This is a genomic window from Streptomyces dysideae (assembly GCF_001514305.1).
Taxonomy (GTDB): Bacteria; Actinomycetota; Actinomycetes; order Streptomycetales; family Streptomycetaceae; genus Streptomyces; species Streptomyces dysideae.
Genome location: NZ_KQ949086.1, coordinates 109,803 through 124,554, shown reverse-complemented (window position 1 = coordinate 124,554; position 14,752 = coordinate 109,803). Strand labels below are relative to the sequence as shown.

General features: G+C 68.7%; 18 protein-coding genes, 1 tRNA gene and 2 pseudogenes. 16 read left to right on the top strand and 5 right to left on the bottom strand.

Annotated features, from left to right (window positions below; all coding sequences use genetic code 11):
• Window positions 1-5 precede the first annotated feature (5 nt).
• From AQJ91_RS20445 to AQJ91_RS20425, 5 genes are all read left to right on the top strand, one after another.
• Entirely contained in the window at window positions 6-596 is a 591-nt protein-coding gene (locus AQJ91_RS20445) for a helix-turn-helix domain-containing protein (RefSeq protein WP_067023517.1), read from the top strand.
• Window positions 593-1,126, top strand: coding sequence for a GNAT family N-acetyltransferase (locus tag AQJ91_RS20440; protein ID WP_067023515.1), 534 nt, complete (start codon window positions 593-595; stop codon window positions 1,124-1,126). Before AQJ91_RS20445 ends, AQJ91_RS20440 begins: the two co-directional genes overlap by 4 nt.
• Before the next feature lie 30 nt (window positions 1,127-1,156).
• Complete coding sequence (locus tag AQJ91_RS20435) at window positions 1,157-1,516, top strand: MmcQ/YjbR family DNA-binding protein (RefSeq protein WP_067023512.1); 360 nt, start codon at window positions 1,157-1,159, stop codon at window positions 1,514-1,516.
• Between the two features lie 120 nt (window positions 1,517-1,636).
• Window positions 1,637-1,710, top strand: a tRNA-Pro gene (locus tag AQJ91_RS20430).
• A 150-nt stretch (window positions 1,711-1,860) separates the two neighbouring features.
• Window positions 1,861-3,144, top strand: a complete 1,284-nt coding sequence (locus AQJ91_RS20425) for an IS256 family transposase (RefSeq protein ID WP_067023509.1) — start codon at window positions 1,861-1,863, stop codon at window positions 3,142-3,144.
• On the opposite strand, the gene AQJ91_RS20420 is transcribed toward AQJ91_RS20425, so the two are convergent.
• Window positions 3,125-3,637, bottom strand: coding sequence for a hypothetical protein (locus tag AQJ91_RS20420; RefSeq protein WP_067023507.1), 513 nt, complete (start codon window positions 3,635-3,637; stop codon window positions 3,125-3,127). The two genes, AQJ91_RS20425 and AQJ91_RS20420, sit on opposite strands and share 20 nt — an antisense overlap.
• 232 nt (window positions 3,638-3,869) lie before the next feature.
• Between AQJ91_RS20420 and AQJ91_RS20415 the strand changes: the two genes are divergently transcribed.
• Window positions 3,870-4,625 (top strand): class I SAM-dependent methyltransferase, encoded by a 756-nt coding sequence (locus AQJ91_RS20415; RefSeq protein ID WP_067023809.1) that lies wholly within the window; start codon window positions 3,870-3,872, stop codon window positions 4,623-4,625.
• A 74-nt stretch (window positions 4,626-4,699) separates the two neighbouring features.
• Here AQJ91_RS20415 and AQJ91_RS20410 read toward each other — a convergent pair whose 3' ends face one another.
• A complete protein-coding gene (locus AQJ91_RS20410; protein ID WP_067023504.1) occupies window positions 4,700-5,023 on the bottom strand; it encodes a hypothetical protein in 324 nt (107 codons plus the stop codon).
• 134 nt (window positions 5,024-5,157) lie between these two features.
• Between AQJ91_RS20410 and AQJ91_RS20405 the strand changes: the two are divergent.
• The 5 genes and pseudogenes from AQJ91_RS20405 to AQJ91_RS20390 all read left to right on the top strand — a co-directional run.
• A pseudogene (locus tag AQJ91_RS20405) lies at window positions 5,158-5,706 on the top strand (IS3 family transposase); the annotation flags it as partial.
• A gap of 55 nt (window positions 5,707-5,761) precedes the next feature.
• Window positions 5,762-6,292: a hypothetical protein gene (locus tag AQJ91_RS20400; RefSeq protein WP_199847974.1), complete on the top strand. Its 531-nt coding sequence runs from the start codon at window positions 5,762-5,764 to the stop codon at window positions 6,290-6,292.
• A gap of 242 nt (window positions 6,293-6,534) precedes the next feature.
• Window positions 6,535-7,233 carry an MAB_1171c family putative transporter gene (locus tag AQJ91_RS49725; protein WP_079085076.1) on the top strand — a complete coding sequence of 233 codons (699 nt, stop codon included), beginning with the start codon at window positions 6,535-6,537 and terminating at the stop codon, window positions 7,231-7,233.
• Window positions 7,211-7,501 (top strand): DUF6545 domain-containing protein, encoded by a 291-nt coding sequence (locus AQJ91_RS49720; RefSeq protein ID WP_079085075.1) that lies wholly within the window; start codon window positions 7,211-7,213, stop codon window positions 7,499-7,501. Before AQJ91_RS49725 ends, AQJ91_RS49720 begins: the two co-directional genes overlap by 23 nt.
• A complete protein-coding gene (locus AQJ91_RS20390) occupies window positions 7,498-8,076 on the top strand; it encodes a phosphatase PAP2 family protein (protein WP_067023502.1) in 579 nt (192 codons plus the stop codon). Before AQJ91_RS49720 ends, AQJ91_RS20390 begins: the two co-directional genes overlap by 4 nt.
• Before the next feature lie 498 nt (window positions 8,077-8,574).
• Here AQJ91_RS20390 and AQJ91_RS20385 read toward each other — a convergent pair whose 3' ends face one another.
• A complete protein-coding gene (locus AQJ91_RS20385; RefSeq protein ID WP_079085074.1) occupies window positions 8,575-9,573 on the bottom strand; it encodes an alpha/beta fold hydrolase in 999 nt (332 codons plus the stop codon).
• Between the two features lie 342 nt (window positions 9,574-9,915).
• Here AQJ91_RS20385 and AQJ91_RS53675 point away from each other — a divergent pair, with 342 nt between their 5' ends.
• On the top strand, window positions 9,916-10,062 hold the full coding sequence (locus tag AQJ91_RS53675; protein WP_159054614.1) for an MBL fold metallo-hydrolase RNA specificity domain-containing protein: 147 nt from the start codon (window positions 9,916-9,918) through the stop codon (window positions 10,060-10,062).
• Window positions 10,063-10,140: 78 nt separating this feature from the next.
• Here AQJ91_RS53675 and AQJ91_RS20380 read toward each other — a convergent pair whose 3' ends face one another.
• The gene (locus AQJ91_RS20380) at window positions 10,141-10,941 is read right to left on the bottom strand and encodes a sigma 54 modulation/S30EA ribosomal C-terminal domain-containing protein (protein WP_067023499.1); all 801 of its coding nucleotides are present in this window, start codon (window positions 10,939-10,941) and stop codon (window positions 10,141-10,143) included.
• A 399-nt stretch (window positions 10,942-11,340) separates the two neighbouring features.
• Between AQJ91_RS20380 and AQJ91_RS58290 the strand changes: the two are divergent.
• From AQJ91_RS58290 to AQJ91_RS20370, 3 genes and pseudogenes are all read left to right on the top strand, one after another.
• Window positions 11,341-12,576: pseudogene (locus AQJ91_RS58290) on the top strand (AAA family ATPase); the annotation flags it as partial.
• Window positions 12,577-12,587: 11 nt separating this feature from the next.
• On the top strand, window positions 12,588-13,166 hold the full coding sequence (locus tag AQJ91_RS58285; protein WP_407696887.1) for an ATP-dependent metallopeptidase FtsH/Yme1/Tma family protein: 579 nt from the start codon (window positions 12,588-12,590) through the stop codon (window positions 13,164-13,166).
• Between the two features lie 37 nt (window positions 13,167-13,203).
• Complete coding sequence (locus tag AQJ91_RS20370) at window positions 13,204-13,734, top strand: CBS domain-containing protein (RefSeq protein ID WP_067023496.1); 531 nt, start codon at window positions 13,204-13,206, stop codon at window positions 13,732-13,734.
• A 54-nt stretch (window positions 13,735-13,788) separates the two neighbouring features.
• On the opposite strand, the gene AQJ91_RS20365 is transcribed toward AQJ91_RS20370, so the two are convergent.
• Window positions 13,789-14,493 carry a lysophospholipid acyltransferase family protein gene (locus AQJ91_RS20365; RefSeq protein WP_067023493.1) on the bottom strand — a complete coding sequence of 235 codons (705 nt, stop codon included), beginning with the start codon at window positions 14,491-14,493 and terminating at the stop codon, window positions 13,789-13,791.
• Window positions 14,494-14,570: 77 nt separating this feature from the next.
• Between AQJ91_RS20365 and AQJ91_RS53670 the strand changes: the two genes are divergently transcribed.
• On the top strand, window positions 14,571-14,714 hold the full coding sequence (locus AQJ91_RS53670) for a hypothetical protein (protein WP_159054613.1): 144 nt from the start codon (window positions 14,571-14,573) through the stop codon (window positions 14,712-14,714).
• The last annotated feature ends 38 nt before the right edge of the window (window positions 14,715-14,752 follow it).

Here is a 14,752-nt window from a genome sequence, read left to right as displayed (position 1 = left end):
CGAATATGAGACAAGCGACAGATCGGGGCACGCCCGCTCCTGACCCCGTCGACGTCCGCCTGGGCGCTCGCCTCGCCGAGCTGCGCGCCGAACACGGCTGGTCCCTCGGAGAGCTGGCGGAGCGCAGCGGTGTGAGCAGGTCGACGCTCTCCCGGGCCGAACGGGCCGAGATCAGTCCCACCGCCTCGATGCTGAACCGCCTGTGCGCCGTGTACGGCCGGACCATGTCCCAACTGCTCGGCGAGATCGAGGCAGAGCCGGCCCTGCTGGTGCGGGCCGCCGAGCAACAGGTGTGGGAGGACCGGGCCTCCGGGTTCGTACGGCGGTCCGTGTCACCGCCGCACACCGGGCTGCGCGGCGAACTCGTCGAGGGACGGCTCGCCGCGGGCGCCGACATCGCCTACGACCGGCCGCCCGTGCCGGGGCTGGAACAGCACATCTGGGTGCTGGAAGGGGCGCTCGACGTGACGGCTCAGGAGGCTGTGCGCCACCTCGACGCCGGGGACTGCCTGCGGCTGCGGGTGTGGGGGCCGACGCGGTTCCGGTGCGCCGGGTCCGGGTCGGCGCGGTACGTACTGGCGGTGGTACGACCGTGATGGTGACCCGGCTGGACGAGACCCAACTGCTGGACTGTGCGGCCGAGTTGGCCGAGCTGCTGGTCGACACGGTGGACGGCGGCGCCTCGGTGGGCTTCCTCGCGCCGCTCGACCCCGCGGCGGCCGTCGCCTGGTGGAAGGAGCGGGCGGCGGGCGTGGCCGCCGGACGACTCGCCGTGTGGACGGCACAGGACGCCGGCCGCACGATCGGCACCGTCAGCCTGGCCATGCCCGACAAGCCCAACAGCCGCCATCGCGCGGAGCTGGTGAAGCTGATGGTGCACCGGGACGCGCGCGGTCGGGGCCTCGGGCGCAGTCTCCTGGCGACCGCCGAGGCCGCGGCGGCCGGGGCGGGCATCGCTCTGCTCCACCTGGACACCGAGACCGACAGCCCCGCCGAGCACCTCTACCGCTGGGCCGGCTGGACGCGGGCCGGTGTCATCCCCGACTACGCGGCTGACCCGGGCGGAGTGCTGCGGCCGACGACCCTCTACTACAAGCACGTGGGTGCGGGCGCCCTCACCAGGTGATTGTCAGTGGCAGCCGCTACGGTGCGTCTCATGCCGGATGTCGAAGACGTACGCCGTATCGCCCTGTCACTGCCGGATACGACGGAGAAGATCGCCTGGAGCATGCCCACGTTCCGGGTCGCGGGGAAGATGTTCGCCACATTGCCGGAGGACGAGACCTCCATCGCCGTGCGCTGCCCCAAGGAGGAGCGCGACGAACTGGTCCTGGCCGAGCCGGACAAGTTCTGGATCGCGGACCACGAGGCCCAGTTCGCCTGGGTGCGGGCCCGCCTCGCCGCCCTGGAGGACGACGGCGAACTGCGCGACATCCTCGCCGACTCCTGGCGCCAGGCGGCACCGCCGAGGCTGCTGGAGGCCTATCCCGAGCTGGGGCCGCCGACGGGGGACTGAGGCCCCGTTCACCGGCGTCGCGGCGGCGGTGCCGGATAAACGGGTGCGCGACCACCGACCCGAGTGCGGTATTGTTTCCATGCACGTTCGGCCAGGGGAAACCCCAGGTCAGACAGGCACCGGGACGTGGCGCAGCTTGGTAGCGCACTTGACTGGGGGTCAAGGGGTCGCAGGTTCAAATCCTGTCGTCCCGACTGGAGACAGTCGCAGGTCAGGGCCGGTTTCGGAGGCATCCGAAACCGGCCCTTGATCGTTCTTGGGGACCAGTTGGGGAGGGCGCGGGTCTTCTTGAGTGAGGGTCTGTACGGTGTTCGGTGTAACTCCCGAGCAGGAAGCGGAAGTTAATGACTGACGTGAGTGTCACCGAGGCCGAGGGCCGGGCAGAAGAGCTGGCAGCCGGTGTGGATGACGAGTTGGTCGCCCAGCTGGTGGCGCGGGCCCAGGCCGATGGGCTGCGGCTGACCGGTGAGGGAGGTCTGCTGCAACAGCTGACCAAGCGGGTGCTGGAGTCCGCCCTGGAGGGTGAGCTGACCGACCATCTGGGCCACGAGCACGGCGAGAAGTCCGAGGGCGGGCGGGAGAACTACCGCAACGGGCGTCGGGCCAAGACGGTGGTCACCGAGGTCGGCCCGGTCGGGATCGACGTTCCGCGGGACCGGGCGGGCACGTTCGAGCCGATGCTGGTCAAGAAGCGGCAGCGGCGGCTCGGCGGGATCGACGAGATGGTCTTGTCGCTGTCCGCCAAGGGCCTCACGCACGGGGAGATCTCCGCGCACCTCGCCGATGTCTACGGGACCGAGGTGTCGAAGCAGGCCATCTCCACGATCGCCGACAGGGTGGTCGCCGGCATGCTGGAATGGCAGAACCGGCCCCTGGACGCCGTGTATCCGGTGGTCTTCATCGACTGTGTGCACGTCAAGGTCCGGGACGGGCAGGTCGCGAACCGTCCTGTCTATATGGTGCTGGCCGTGACCGCCGAGGGCACGCGCGACATTCTGGGCCTGTGGATCGGTGACGGCGGCGAGGGCGCCAAGTACTGGCTCCAGGTCCTCACCGAGATCAAGAACCGTGGGGTGTGGGACGTCCTGATGCTGGTCTGTGACGGACTGACCGGGCTCCCGGACGCGGTGAACACCGTCTGGCCTGCGACGATCGTGCAAACGTGCGTCGTTCACCTGCTCCGCAACAGCTTCAAGTACGCGGGCCGGCAGGACTGGGAGAAGATCGCCAAGGCCCTCCGCCCGGTCTACACGGCGCCGACCGAGGAGGCCGCCATGGAGCGGTTCCTGGAGTTCTCCGAGGAATGGGGAGCGAAGTACCCGGCCATCGTGCGGCTCTGGGAACGCGCCTGGGCAGAGTTCGTTCCCTTCCTCCAGTTCGACGTGGAGATCCGCAAGATCATCTGCACGACGAACGCCATCGAGAGCGTGAACGCAAGGATCCGCAAGGCCGTCCGCGCCCGCGAGCACTTCCCCACCGAGCAGGCCGCCCTCAAGTGCGTCTACCTCGCGGTCATGAGCCTGGACGCGACCGGGAACGGCGCGAAACGCTGGACCAGGCGATGGAAGCCGGCCCTCCAGGCCTTCGACATCGCCTTCGACGGCCGCCTCACCGCGGCCCAGCGGTAACAACCAACCCACGAGTTACACCACTCGCTGGACACACCCGCAAACGGACCGCGACCTCGCCGAAGTCGACCTCGGCTTCGGCGCCGGCCAGGTGCGACTGCTCGATGAACACCCGCGCCGGGCCACGGCCGGCCTCGACCCGAATCTCCGGCTTCCGCTTGGCGACGTAGGCGTGCACGACCTGGTAGGACACGTCGTCCATCGCGTGCTCGTTGATCAACCGGCGATAGATCCGGACCACCGTGTGACGCTGCTTCCTCGGCGCATCCAGATCAGCCAGCAGCATCTGGTCGATCACCGGCTTGAACGGATCCAGCTTGGAACGGCGAGGCGCGTACGGTTCCCGAGGTTGCGGCCACGCCGAACTCAGCGCCTTCTGAACAGTCCGCCAGCCCACCCGGTACTTGCGCTCCAGCGCCCGGTTCGGCATGCCCTCGCGAGCGTCACGCCGCAGCGCGGCATACAACTCGACCTTCGACTGACCAGGCGGCATCGGCGGTGCTCCTTCACTGAGCACATTCACCTTGCCACCGCAACCCCGCGAGTGACACTACTTCTCACGAACAACTTCCCAGCTAACCAGCCGGTGACATCCACTCAGACGGACAACTGACAACCCACAAACACCGCCAGAGCCATCCTTGCGAAAACCATTGGTGCCCGGCTTGCTCCGCTGATGGACTGACGTCCTACCGTGAGTCTGCCGCGTGACGGAGGTAGTGGTTGTGACAGGCTATGACGTGCTTGCCGAGGTGTACGAATGGCTCATCTCGGATGCAAAGTTGCCTCCAGCCGAGTTCGCTGCGTCGTTCGACGACGTCCTCAATCTCCTGCCGTCGAACGCTCACGTCCTCGACTGTTCGTGCGGAACCGGACAGTTGGCGGTTGGCCTCGCCGGTCGTGGCATGCAGGTTGTCGCAACTGACGCCAGCGAGGCGATGGTTCGTCGGACTGCAGAGTTGTCTGAGGAGTTCGGGGCATCCGTCCGGGCCGTACGGGCGAACTGGGAAGAGTTGCCCGACCATTTCCAGGACAACACGTTCGACATGGTGTTCTGCGTTGGCAACTCGCTTCACCATGCCGCGGGCGCGACAGGCAGGGGTGCTGCTCTGGAGTCGATGTCACGGCTTCTGCGCCCCGGCGGGCGCTTGGTACTCACATCCCGCACTTGGGAACTCGTGAGGGCCAGAGGTTCCCGGCTGGAGATCAGTGACCGACTCGTCCGCCGGAACGGTCGCGATGCCGTCGTGGTCTACCGCTGGGAGATTGCGCCGCATTGGGAGGAGGAGCACCACATCGAGATTGCGATCGCGCAAGTTGATGCGACCGGGTTGGTTCTTGTCCGCTCGGAACTGCTGTCCTGCTGGCCCTACCGGTATGAGGAACTCGAAGTCGAGCTGCACCGGGTCGGACTCCAAACGGAACTGAGCACGTTCGATCTTGAGGCCGAGAACTACATGGTGGTCGCGAGCAAGGTATAAACACCGGACTCTCAGTCCCTGGCCGGACCGCGCGATTGCTCGCAGGACGCTTGCGCCCTCTCATCGGTGCGGGTTCAAGTGGTCAACGCAAAGCCTCGGACGAGGAGTGCTCGTCGATCAGACGGCGGTAGATCCGGGGTGACGGTGTGGCGCTGTTTCCTGGTCGCGTCCAGATCAATGAGCAGGATCTCGTCGATCAGCAGCGTGAACGGATCCAGCTTCGACGGCCGCGCCGAAGCGGTTGTCGTGCGTGGCTGCGGCCAAGCCGAGGTCAGGGCCTTGTTGACCGTGCTCCAGGTGACGCCGTACTTGCACTGCAACGCTCGGTTCGACATGCCATCGCGGGAGTCGCGCCGCAGCGCGGCGTACAACTCGACCTTCGACTGGCCAGGCGGCATCGGGGGTGGTCCTTTACTGAGCACATCCAGCTTGACACCGCAACCCCGATGGTGACGTCAGAATTCGCGAACATCTTTCTGGGCCATCACCTGGTGCCGTCAGCTTTCACGAACAACTGACGTCACCAACTGCCGACAGAACCAAGCGGGACTTCACCGCCCCCGCGCCCGGGCTCAAGTACATGGGCGACATCACCTATCTCCCCACCGGGGACGGCGACTTCCTCTATCTGGCCACTGTCCTGGACTGCTTCAGCCGCCGGGTGGTCGGCTGGTCCATCGCCGACCACATGCGCACCGAACTCGTCGCCGACGCCCTGCGGATGGCAGCCGCCACCCGCGGCGGTCTGAGCGGCGCGGTCTTCCACTCCGATCACGGTGCCCAGTACACATCGCGTGAATTCGCCGACCTGTGTGGCGAGTTGGGTGTCACCCAGTCCATGGGCGCGGTCGGCACCTCCGCCGACAACGCCGCCTGCGAGAGCTTCCACGCCACCCTCAAGCGGGAGACCCTGCGCGGAGCCCACCACTACCCGGGAGCGGAACTCTGCCGACGCACCGTCTTCCGGTGGCTCACCCGCTACAACACCCGCCGCAGGCACTCCGCCAACGGACACCTCAGTCCCGTCGACTACGAACACCAGCACCAGCAGGAGTCCGATAAGCTCACGCTGGCCGCATAATCACCCGAACGCGCGTCCACTTTCGCGGGGGAAGGCCCGAGCCGAGTTGCCCCCCATGCGTAGGCGACGCGAGCAACCGGGCGACGGACGTCACGGCCGCCCGGACTTCGAAGACCTGCTCGCCTCACTCGACATCCCGGACCCCTTTGACGTCCAGGTTTTCTGTGACCGACTGGCGGCACAACGCGGTCGTGCGCTCCACCTGCACAGCGTCCCGGGTATCTCCGGCACCGACGCTCCCTGCGGCGTCTGGATCGCCACCGAGAAAGCCGACCACATCTTCCATGAGGCAGCGACCAGTCCGCTGCACCAGGACCACATCATCCTGCACGAGATCGCGCACATGGTCCTGGGCCACACGTCGATCCTCGACGGTGTCCAGTCAGGAGGCGGGGGCTTGTTCGCGGACATCGATCCCGTCACCGTCCGCAGCTTCCTCACCCGACCCAGCTACGGCACCGACGATGAACGCGACGCCGAGCGGTTGGCCGGCTTGATCGCCAGCAGAGTCGCCACCTCCCGTACCGGTAAGACCTCGCGCAGCAGTGTCATCCAGCGCCTGGGCGACGCGCTCAGCGACTCGTAAGCAGAGTCCGGGAATGGTCGACATACTTCCTGCGGTCATGCTGTGGCTGGTTGCCGCCTGGCGCACCCCGGCCGCATGGCGTGATCCCAGCAAACGCGCCTTGTGGGCCGCCTTCCTCGCACTGGCGGTCGCCATGACGCTCAGACTCCACGCCATCGCCGCACCTGTGGACGCCGCCCCTCCAGGTCAACAACCTGAGCTCCCTGGGCAAACACATCAGCGGCATCGCCGCGGCGCACGCGGTGCTCACCATCGTCCACAACATGGCCCAGGAGAAGACGACCGGTCTCAGATCCTCCCGCCTCCACCTCCTCGTCCCCTTCACCGCGGCAGCCCTCATCGCCGCGCTGTTTTTCGCCGCCCCGCAGCCGTACGAAGCGGTCGACCTGCTCACCGAGTACGCCACCGATTGGCACATCACCGCCTACGGAGTGGTGTTTACGGCGTACCTTGGGGCGGCACTGTTCAGTGCTTCGCGCCTGTGCTGGCGCCGGGGGCGCCAGCCCGACACCGGCCTGCTCGGCCGCGGTCTGCGCCTCACCGGCATCGGCACCACGATCGGAATCGCGTACGCCGCGCACCGCGTGGTCTCGGTGACCCTAGGGTTTCTGGACCACAGTCCCATACCCGCCAGTGCGAGCGAGATGATCAGCGGTCTTCTGTTCTTCGGCGCGCTGCTCTTCATCCTGAGCGGCAGCACGCTGCCAGCCGCCGGAGGTCTGCGCCGCTGGTCCCGGGAATACCGCGACCTGCTGCAGCTCTACCCGCTCTGGCAGAGCCTCACGGACGCGGTACCTGTCGTCCGCCTCGACCCGCCGCGCAGCAGGATCTCCGAAACTCTCTTCCCCCGGCATGTCCACGACCGGTTGTACCGCCGCACCATCGAGATCAGGGATGCCGTCCTGACCCTCAGCGACCATGGCCCCCGGCAGCCTTCGTAACCAGGCCCGTGCCCATGTCGCGGCATCCGGTCTCATCGGCGCCCAAGCCGACGTTGCCGCCGAAGCCTGCTGGATCATCGGCGCCACGCAGTCCCGGCAGCGCAACGAGCCCTCGTCCGGCGAGCCCCTCCCGCCCGCCAGCGGCGGACGGGACCTGCCCAGCGAGATCCAGGCGCTCAAACAGCTCGCCAGGGCCTACGACTCCGACCTCACCCGTGCCTTCGCCGCCAAGCTCGACCACGCCCAAACACTGGAGACGACACCGTGACCGAAAGCCGCACGGCCCGCCTCATCACCGACACCCTCGCGCCGGCCAACCTCGTCATCGCCATCCTGCTGATCATCGGCTGGCACAGCACCAGCAGCGCCACAGGGCTCGGCTGGGGCCTGCTGGCCGCCCTGTTCTGCGGCGGCATCCCGTTCGCCGTCATCGTGCTCGGCCTGAAACGCGGCAACTGGACCGACAAGCACATACGAGTCCGTGAGCAGCGCGCCGTCCCACTCCTCGCCACGATGGCGTCGGTACTCATCGGCATCTCGCTGCTCGTCGTCCTCCAGGCGCCCCGCGAGGTGTTCGCATTGGTCGTCGCCATGCTCGTCGGCCTGATCATGACCGTGATTGTGACCATCTGGTGGAAGGTCTCGGTCCACACCGCCGTCGCCAGCGGAGTGGTCGTGATCCTGCTCCTCGCCTTCGGCATGAGCATGGCACCGCTGGTACTCGGCATCGCGGCGATCGGCTGGTCTCGCGTCGCGCTTCGCGACCACACTCCCTCCCAGACCGTCGTCGGCGCCCTGCTTGGAGGGCTGGCCGCCGCGGTTGTATTCAGTGCGATTCGCTGACCAACGCTGAGTGCGACGCCTGGACGGCCTCGGAGCTGACGGGATCGAGCGCTCCATGAGGCAAAGGTGTGCACCCTGCACCCCAGGCCCGCGTTCCGCGTAATGCAGCGGCCTGGAGGGCTGAATCCGGAGCCGTTTGTTGTCACGGCCGCCGTCACCGTTCCGGACCCGGGACGCCAGGCCCGCCGTGCCCCGTCGGAGTCGATACGGGCGTCCGCTGGGACGGAACCATGGAAAACAGCCGTTGCACAGGCATGTACGGCATGCAGCGGCGGAGCATCCGGTGATCGGATAGCTGGTCTGGGCGGTTCTGTTCGGCGCCCTGTTCGGCTGGGAGGGCATCGGCCTGCTGCGGGCCGATGACGACTTCCCCTGCTCGGAGCGGTGTCAACCGCTGAGCCGAGTACGCAGCGTGCCGTACTGGGTGCCCGTCAAGGTGATCATCACGCTGGCTGCGACGGAGTACGGGACCGCAGCGTTTTCACGTGCCGTCGCCTACTATTCGTCGGCGACTGCCGATGGGATCGCCTCAAGGATTACGCGGGCGACGAGGTCGGGGGCGTCGTTCATCGGTATGTGGCCGCAGTCGGGCAGATGCACCAGCCGGGCTCCGGGGATCATGGCCCGGGCGCGAGCGGCCTGTCGGGGCGGCAGGATGCGGTCGCGGGCGCCCCAGGCGATGGTGACCGGCACCTCGGGGATGTCCCCCGTGAACAGGTTCGGGGCCCGCCCGGCCCGCAGGGTTGCGCCGAAGGCGATGGCGTCTCGCAGCGCGCGCAGATCGGCGATCAGCGTCTCGGGCGGACAACTGTCCGGTCGGCCGTAGAGTGTGCCGGCCAGCGCGGTCCGAGCGGTCGCCGTGTGCGCCAGACGGACCATGGCTGTATCCGGCAGCAGGCGCACGCTGTGTCGGGCCGCAGTCAGCATGGCGTAGGTGCGGCGCCGTTCGGTGTCGGTCCAGAACCCGGCTGGCGCCAGGGCCGTCACGCTGCGCGCGAGCCCGGCCTGGCCCAGATGCAGAGCGATCAGTCCGCCCAGCGAATGCCCGACCACGTGTGGCCGCTCCGCGCCGAGCTCGGAGAGCACGGCGCCCAGCCAGGCCGCAGCCGTCTGCAGATCCCGCGGCACGGCCGGCTCCAGGTCGGGAGAGTCTCCGAACCCCGGCAGGTCGATGGTGATCGTCTCGTACTGCCCGGCCAGCAGCGGCACGATCGCGTCCCAGGCTTGCCGATGATGCCCGACGCCGTGCAGCAGGATGAGCGGCTCCCCGGTCCCCTGTCGCTCGTACGCCACGGTCACCGGCCCCAGACCCGCAGTACTGCCCTGCACGAACGACGGCGTCCTCGCCGGGACAACGACCTCTCCGCCTGTGCGCCGACGCCCGTCCTCGGGCTCCGGCTGTGTGGCGGTGAGCCGGTCGTGGAGATGACTCGCCGCCGCGCGCACGGAGCGGGCCGGCCGATCTGTGGCGGCTATGAACGAAGAGATCAGGGCCATCGTCGGACACCTACCTCACCGTGGAGCACTCCTTCATCAGAAGTCAGCGCTGGGATAAATCGTATTCCAACGCTGCATTCCATGCGCGTGGCGAGCATCTGCCAGGGGAACTGCGCTATCTGTCGGCAGCCCATCGCGGCCGCCGTCCGACTGCATGGATCGACGCCCGGCGGCGGACCAGTCGGAAAGCGCTTCGTCGGATATCCATGGGGCGGTGCCGGTGGTCGCGAGTCGACAGCGCTGCGCTGGCGCCTGTGTCGGACCGATCGGCCTGTACGGGGGACCGCGCCGTGCCCGGGCCGTGAAGTTGCTCGGGGGTGCGTTGCGGTGCGGACCGAGTCGATGAACCTCCCTGGTTTCTCCGCCCATGCCAACGCAGGCGAGATCATCGACAACCGCGAGATGGCGACGCCCCTGCACCACGTCACCCACCTCATGCGCGGCGAGCCGGACGCGGGCCAGGCCCTCCCAGACCGGATCGACGACTGAATAGTCGGGCTGAACGCGGCCGTGTCGCGCTGCGGTGAACGCGTCGCTCGCCGCCACCAGCGTGTGTTCGGGGGGGCGCTACTCGGCGGGTGTGATCAGGCCGTAGTGGCCGTCGTAGCGGTGGTAGAGCACGTTGCCGCGGCCGGTGCCGGCGTCGGCGAAGAACACGAAGGGGAAACCGGTGGCCTCCAGCCGCTGTTGTGCTTCGGCCACGGTCATCCGGGGCGCCGGCAGTTCGCTGACAGTCAGTGGTACGGCCACGTTGCCAGCCGGGTGTGGTCGGGAGTGCACCTGGGCGAGCCGGTAGCCGGTCGGCCCGGACCGGTAGAGCACGCTGTCCTCGCCGGAGTCGGCGTCGGTGAACAGATGGAAGGCGTAGTCCATCGATTCCAGTTCGAAGACTGCTTCGTCCGGTGACTCCCGAACGAGGGAGAAGGACTTGTGGCGGACGATCTGCCTCTCCTCCACCGGTCGCGAATAGTAGTCGGGTCGGTGGGTGGGTTCACTGCCGTGGCGCCACTCGTGCGAGCCAGGGACGGGCATCCGGCCGCGGCGGGCTTCCCAGTGCTGGGCCAGTCGGGCGAGTTGTTCTGTCAGCCGGTCCTGGAGCAGGTCGACGGCCTCGGTGGCGGTGTGCCCTGCGACGTGTGCGCGGGCCGGGCGGCCGTTGACGTCGACGTTGGCCTGGGCGGTCACCGGCCGCTCGACCGCCGGGTTCGCTGTCCGGGCCAGTCTCACCCGGGCGAACAGAACCGGTTCCGGCGCCTGTCCGAGCACGGCTCGTACCTTGTCCCGCGCGTACCCGGCCGCGTGTGGTGGCAGCTGCCCGCTGGTCTCCACCTGGACCTCGGGGGCCTCCTGGGGGGTGGATCGTTTCATGGCAACCTCCTGAAGTGGTACTTTCCAGACTTATCACCCATCGTGTGCAGAGGGCTGGGGTTCCTGGTCCTGGTCGGCCGGTTTCTCCGGTTGGGTCCGCGCGATGACCCGAGGTGGGAGGCGACCCCGACTGGGTGCGTTCGATCTTCTCGATGGCGGAGAAGGCGTGGATCCTGGAAGTGGGACGCCCGCCTGCGATCCGCAGCCTTTTCGGATTCCGGGAACGGCCTCGCCCGAGGTTCGTCCTTTCGCCAAGGGAGCCGTCCGGTGATCACATCAGTCCGTCTGCCAGGCCGGCATCAGTCGCGTTCGGCCAAACCGGGGCCTCCTCGTGAGCCGCCGAAGCCGCCGGCGTCCTCGCCGACGCCTTCCTGGTCGCGCTGGCTTCTGCCCGTCGCCATGCTGATCCTGCTGCTCGTGGTGCTGACGCGAGCCCCCTCGCCCCAGGAAGGCACATCGCTGTCGTACAGCGACTTCGTCGGCAAGGTCAGCGGCGGTCAGGTCAAGACGGTCGACATCAACGACAAGGGCGCCGTCAAGGGAACCCTGAAGGACGGTACGAAGTTCACCACGCGGATCCCCACCGCCCTGGACAACAGTCGCCTGGAGCAGCAGCTGCAGTCCAAGAACGTGGAGATCACCGCGTCCCAGAGCAGCGGCGGCAGCCCTTGGGGGACGCTGCTGGTGTTGTTCCTGCCGCTGCTGTTGTTCGCCGCCCTGATCATGTGGAGCGGCCGCCGGGCGGCCCGCTCACTGGGCGGGGGGCTCAGCGCCATCGGGCGTGCCCGGGCCAAGATCATCGAGACCGAGCGGCCGACCACCCGCTTCGAGGACGTCGCCGGCTACGAGGGTGTCAAGCAGGAGATCAGCGAGATCGTCGACTTCCTGCGTAACCCGGGGCGCTATGCGATCGCCGGAGCCAAGGGACCACGTGGTGTGATCATGGTGGGGCCGCCGGGCACCGGCAAGACCCTCATCGCCCGCGCTGTGGCCGGCGAGGCGGAGGTCCCGTTCCTGTCGGTGACCGGCTCGGCGTTCGTGGAGATGTTCGTCGGCGTCGGCGCCTCACGGGTACGCGACCTGTTCGCCGAGGCGCGCAAACGCGCCCCTCGATCATCTTCATCGACGAGATCGACGCCGTCGGCAGCCGCCGCGGCGGGGGCGCCCGGCTGGGCGGCAACGACGAACGCGAGCAGACCCTCAACCAGCTCCTTGCCGAGATGGACGGTTTCGACCAGTCCAGCGGCATCGTGGTGCTGGCCGCGACCAACCGGCCCGAAGCCCTTGACCCCGCGCTGCTGCGCCCGGGCCGTTTCGACCGGCATGTGACGGTGCCGCTGCCCAACCAGGCCGAGCGGGCGGCGATCCTGGGCGTCCATGCCCGCGGCAAGACCCTGGCGCCGGACGTCGACTGGGACACCGTCGCCCGGGCCACCCCGGGCTTCTCCGGCGCGGATCTGGCCAACCTGGTCAACGAGGCCGCCATCAACGCCGTCCGCGCCGGCGGTCCCATCATCGACGCCCAGGACCTCGACGACGCCCGCGACCGGCTGCTGCTCGGGCGGCGGGAGTCCACCAACGCGCTGCTCCCCGAGGAACGGCACTCCGTGGCGATCCACGAATCCGGGCACGCGCTGATGGCGGCGTTGTGCGAGCACGCCGATCCGGTCGCCAAGGTCACCATCCTGCCGTCCGGGCCCGCGCTGGGCGCCACCGAGCAACTCCCCGAAGCTGAACGGCACTTGTACAGCGAGAGTTACCTGACCGATCTGCTCACCGTGCGGCTCGGCGGCCGGGCCGCCGAGCTGGTCGTCTTCGGTGAGGGCTCGACCGGCGCCGCCGACGACCTGGCCGGCGCCACCCAGATCGCCGCCCGCATGGTCCGCGAGTTCGGCCTGTCCCCGGCCCTAGGCCCCGTCGGATACGGCTCCGGCGCCCCCCGCTACCTCGGCGGCGAGAGCACCGAAGAGACGCTGCACCGGCCCTACGCGGAGCAGACCCAGCGCATCGTCGACGAGGAGACCGCCCGCCTGGCGCGGAACGCCGAGAAACGCGCCGTGGCCCTGCTGAGCGAACACCGCAAGGCGCTGGACGCCCTGGCCGAACTGCTCACCACCCGCGAGACCGTCGACGGATCCGTGGTCCTCGACGTACTCCAGCAACAGCAGCAGCGACCGGACGGCCACCACCCCGCCGCGGCTGGGAAACCAACGCCCTCCCCGTGACGCCACGGTGACGCCCGCGAACAAGAAGGAGGCGACCATGGAACAGCAGCCGGGGGCGGTCCACGGTGAGCAGGAGGTCTTGGCGCGGACGGTCGCCGACGTGATGCGCACTGCCGCGGTCACGATCTCTGTCGACGAAACCGTGCTCGTGGCCTGGGAGTTGCTGGAGCGCTCCGGTTCCCGTCACCTTCCGGTCGTGCGTCCGGACGGTCGTTGTGCCGGCCTGCTGGACAGGGCCGAGGTAGCGGTCGCCTGTGCGGCGCCGGCCGCTTCGCTGTCCGGCCTGCGCGTGGACGAACTCCTGCCCGGCCACCGGCCCGCGCTCGTACACGTGGAGCAGACCGTACGCCACGCGGCCGACCTCATGAGCTGTACCGAAGTCGACGCCCTCCCGGTGCTGGACGAAGACGGTCGTCTGGCCGGGGTGCTGACCGCAGCCGACATCGTGGCGGCCCTCGCCGGTCGTCCGGTGCAGAAGGAGTCCGCCGACACGCGGCCGCAGGCTCCGTCCACGGTGCTGCCCGGCCTCCCGCCCCGGCGTGGCTACCGTGGAACGGCGGTGCCCTGACGACCCACCACGCAGGCGTGCTCACCGAGATGACACTCGGTAAGGCTTCTGGTGTCACCCGGCCGCGGCGTCAGGCCCGTCGGAGCCAGGTAGGCAGGGCGCGCCGGGGATCACCGGTGCGCCGAGTCGTCGGGCAGCGGCGCACCAGGCCCGGGTCAGCGCGCTGCGGGCCAGGGCAAGGGCCTGAGTCTGTTCGCTGCCGACGTACAGCGGTGCGCCGACGTGCACGTGCAGTCTCGGGCGGCGCAGCGGAGCGGTGAGCAGCCTCGCCGCCTGTTCGAGAGGGCTGCCTGATGCCAGTGCGCGGGATCCGGCCTGGCCGAGGGGCACGACGTGGGCGCCGGTCGACCGCGCGAGGTGGAAGAGGCCCGGATGGAAGGGCCGGGGCGGAGCTTCGCGAACGCCCTTGCGGTGCGGGAGCCCGCCCTCCGGGTAGAGCAGGACGGACCGGCCTGCGGCCAGTGCGGCTTGGGCGTCCCGGAGTGCTTGCGCGGCTCGCGGGTCGTGACGGTGGACCGGGATGTGTCCCTCCCAGGTCAGGACACGGCCGAGCACGGGGATGCGCCACAGCCGCGCAGCCGCGAGGACGACGGGTTCGGTGCCGAGGCGGCGCAGCGCGGCGAGGACGACCGCAGGATCGCTGAGGAATGTGTGGTTGGCGATGATGATGCTGCCCGCAGGCGGTGCGGCACCGGTTTCCGTGGTGACTTTCAAACGGCCGAAGACAGGTACCACGACGCCTGCGAGACGACTGAGCACGACACCACCCCCAGCGTGGGCGACAACCAACAGCGGTCCTGCGATCGCGGCTGCTCGACCCGTACGGACCGAAGGGCGTGATCGAAGCCTGGCTCTCCACGGCGGAGCGGCACCAGCTCATCGCCCGGCTGGCTTCGGACCGGCGGGAGCACCTGGCAGTGCAGACCTATCGCGCCCGACAGCCACGACCTCCGGGCATCACGCCGCTCAAGCCACAATGACGACGACCATGTCGGTGAGCTCGTGCGCGGCATGGATG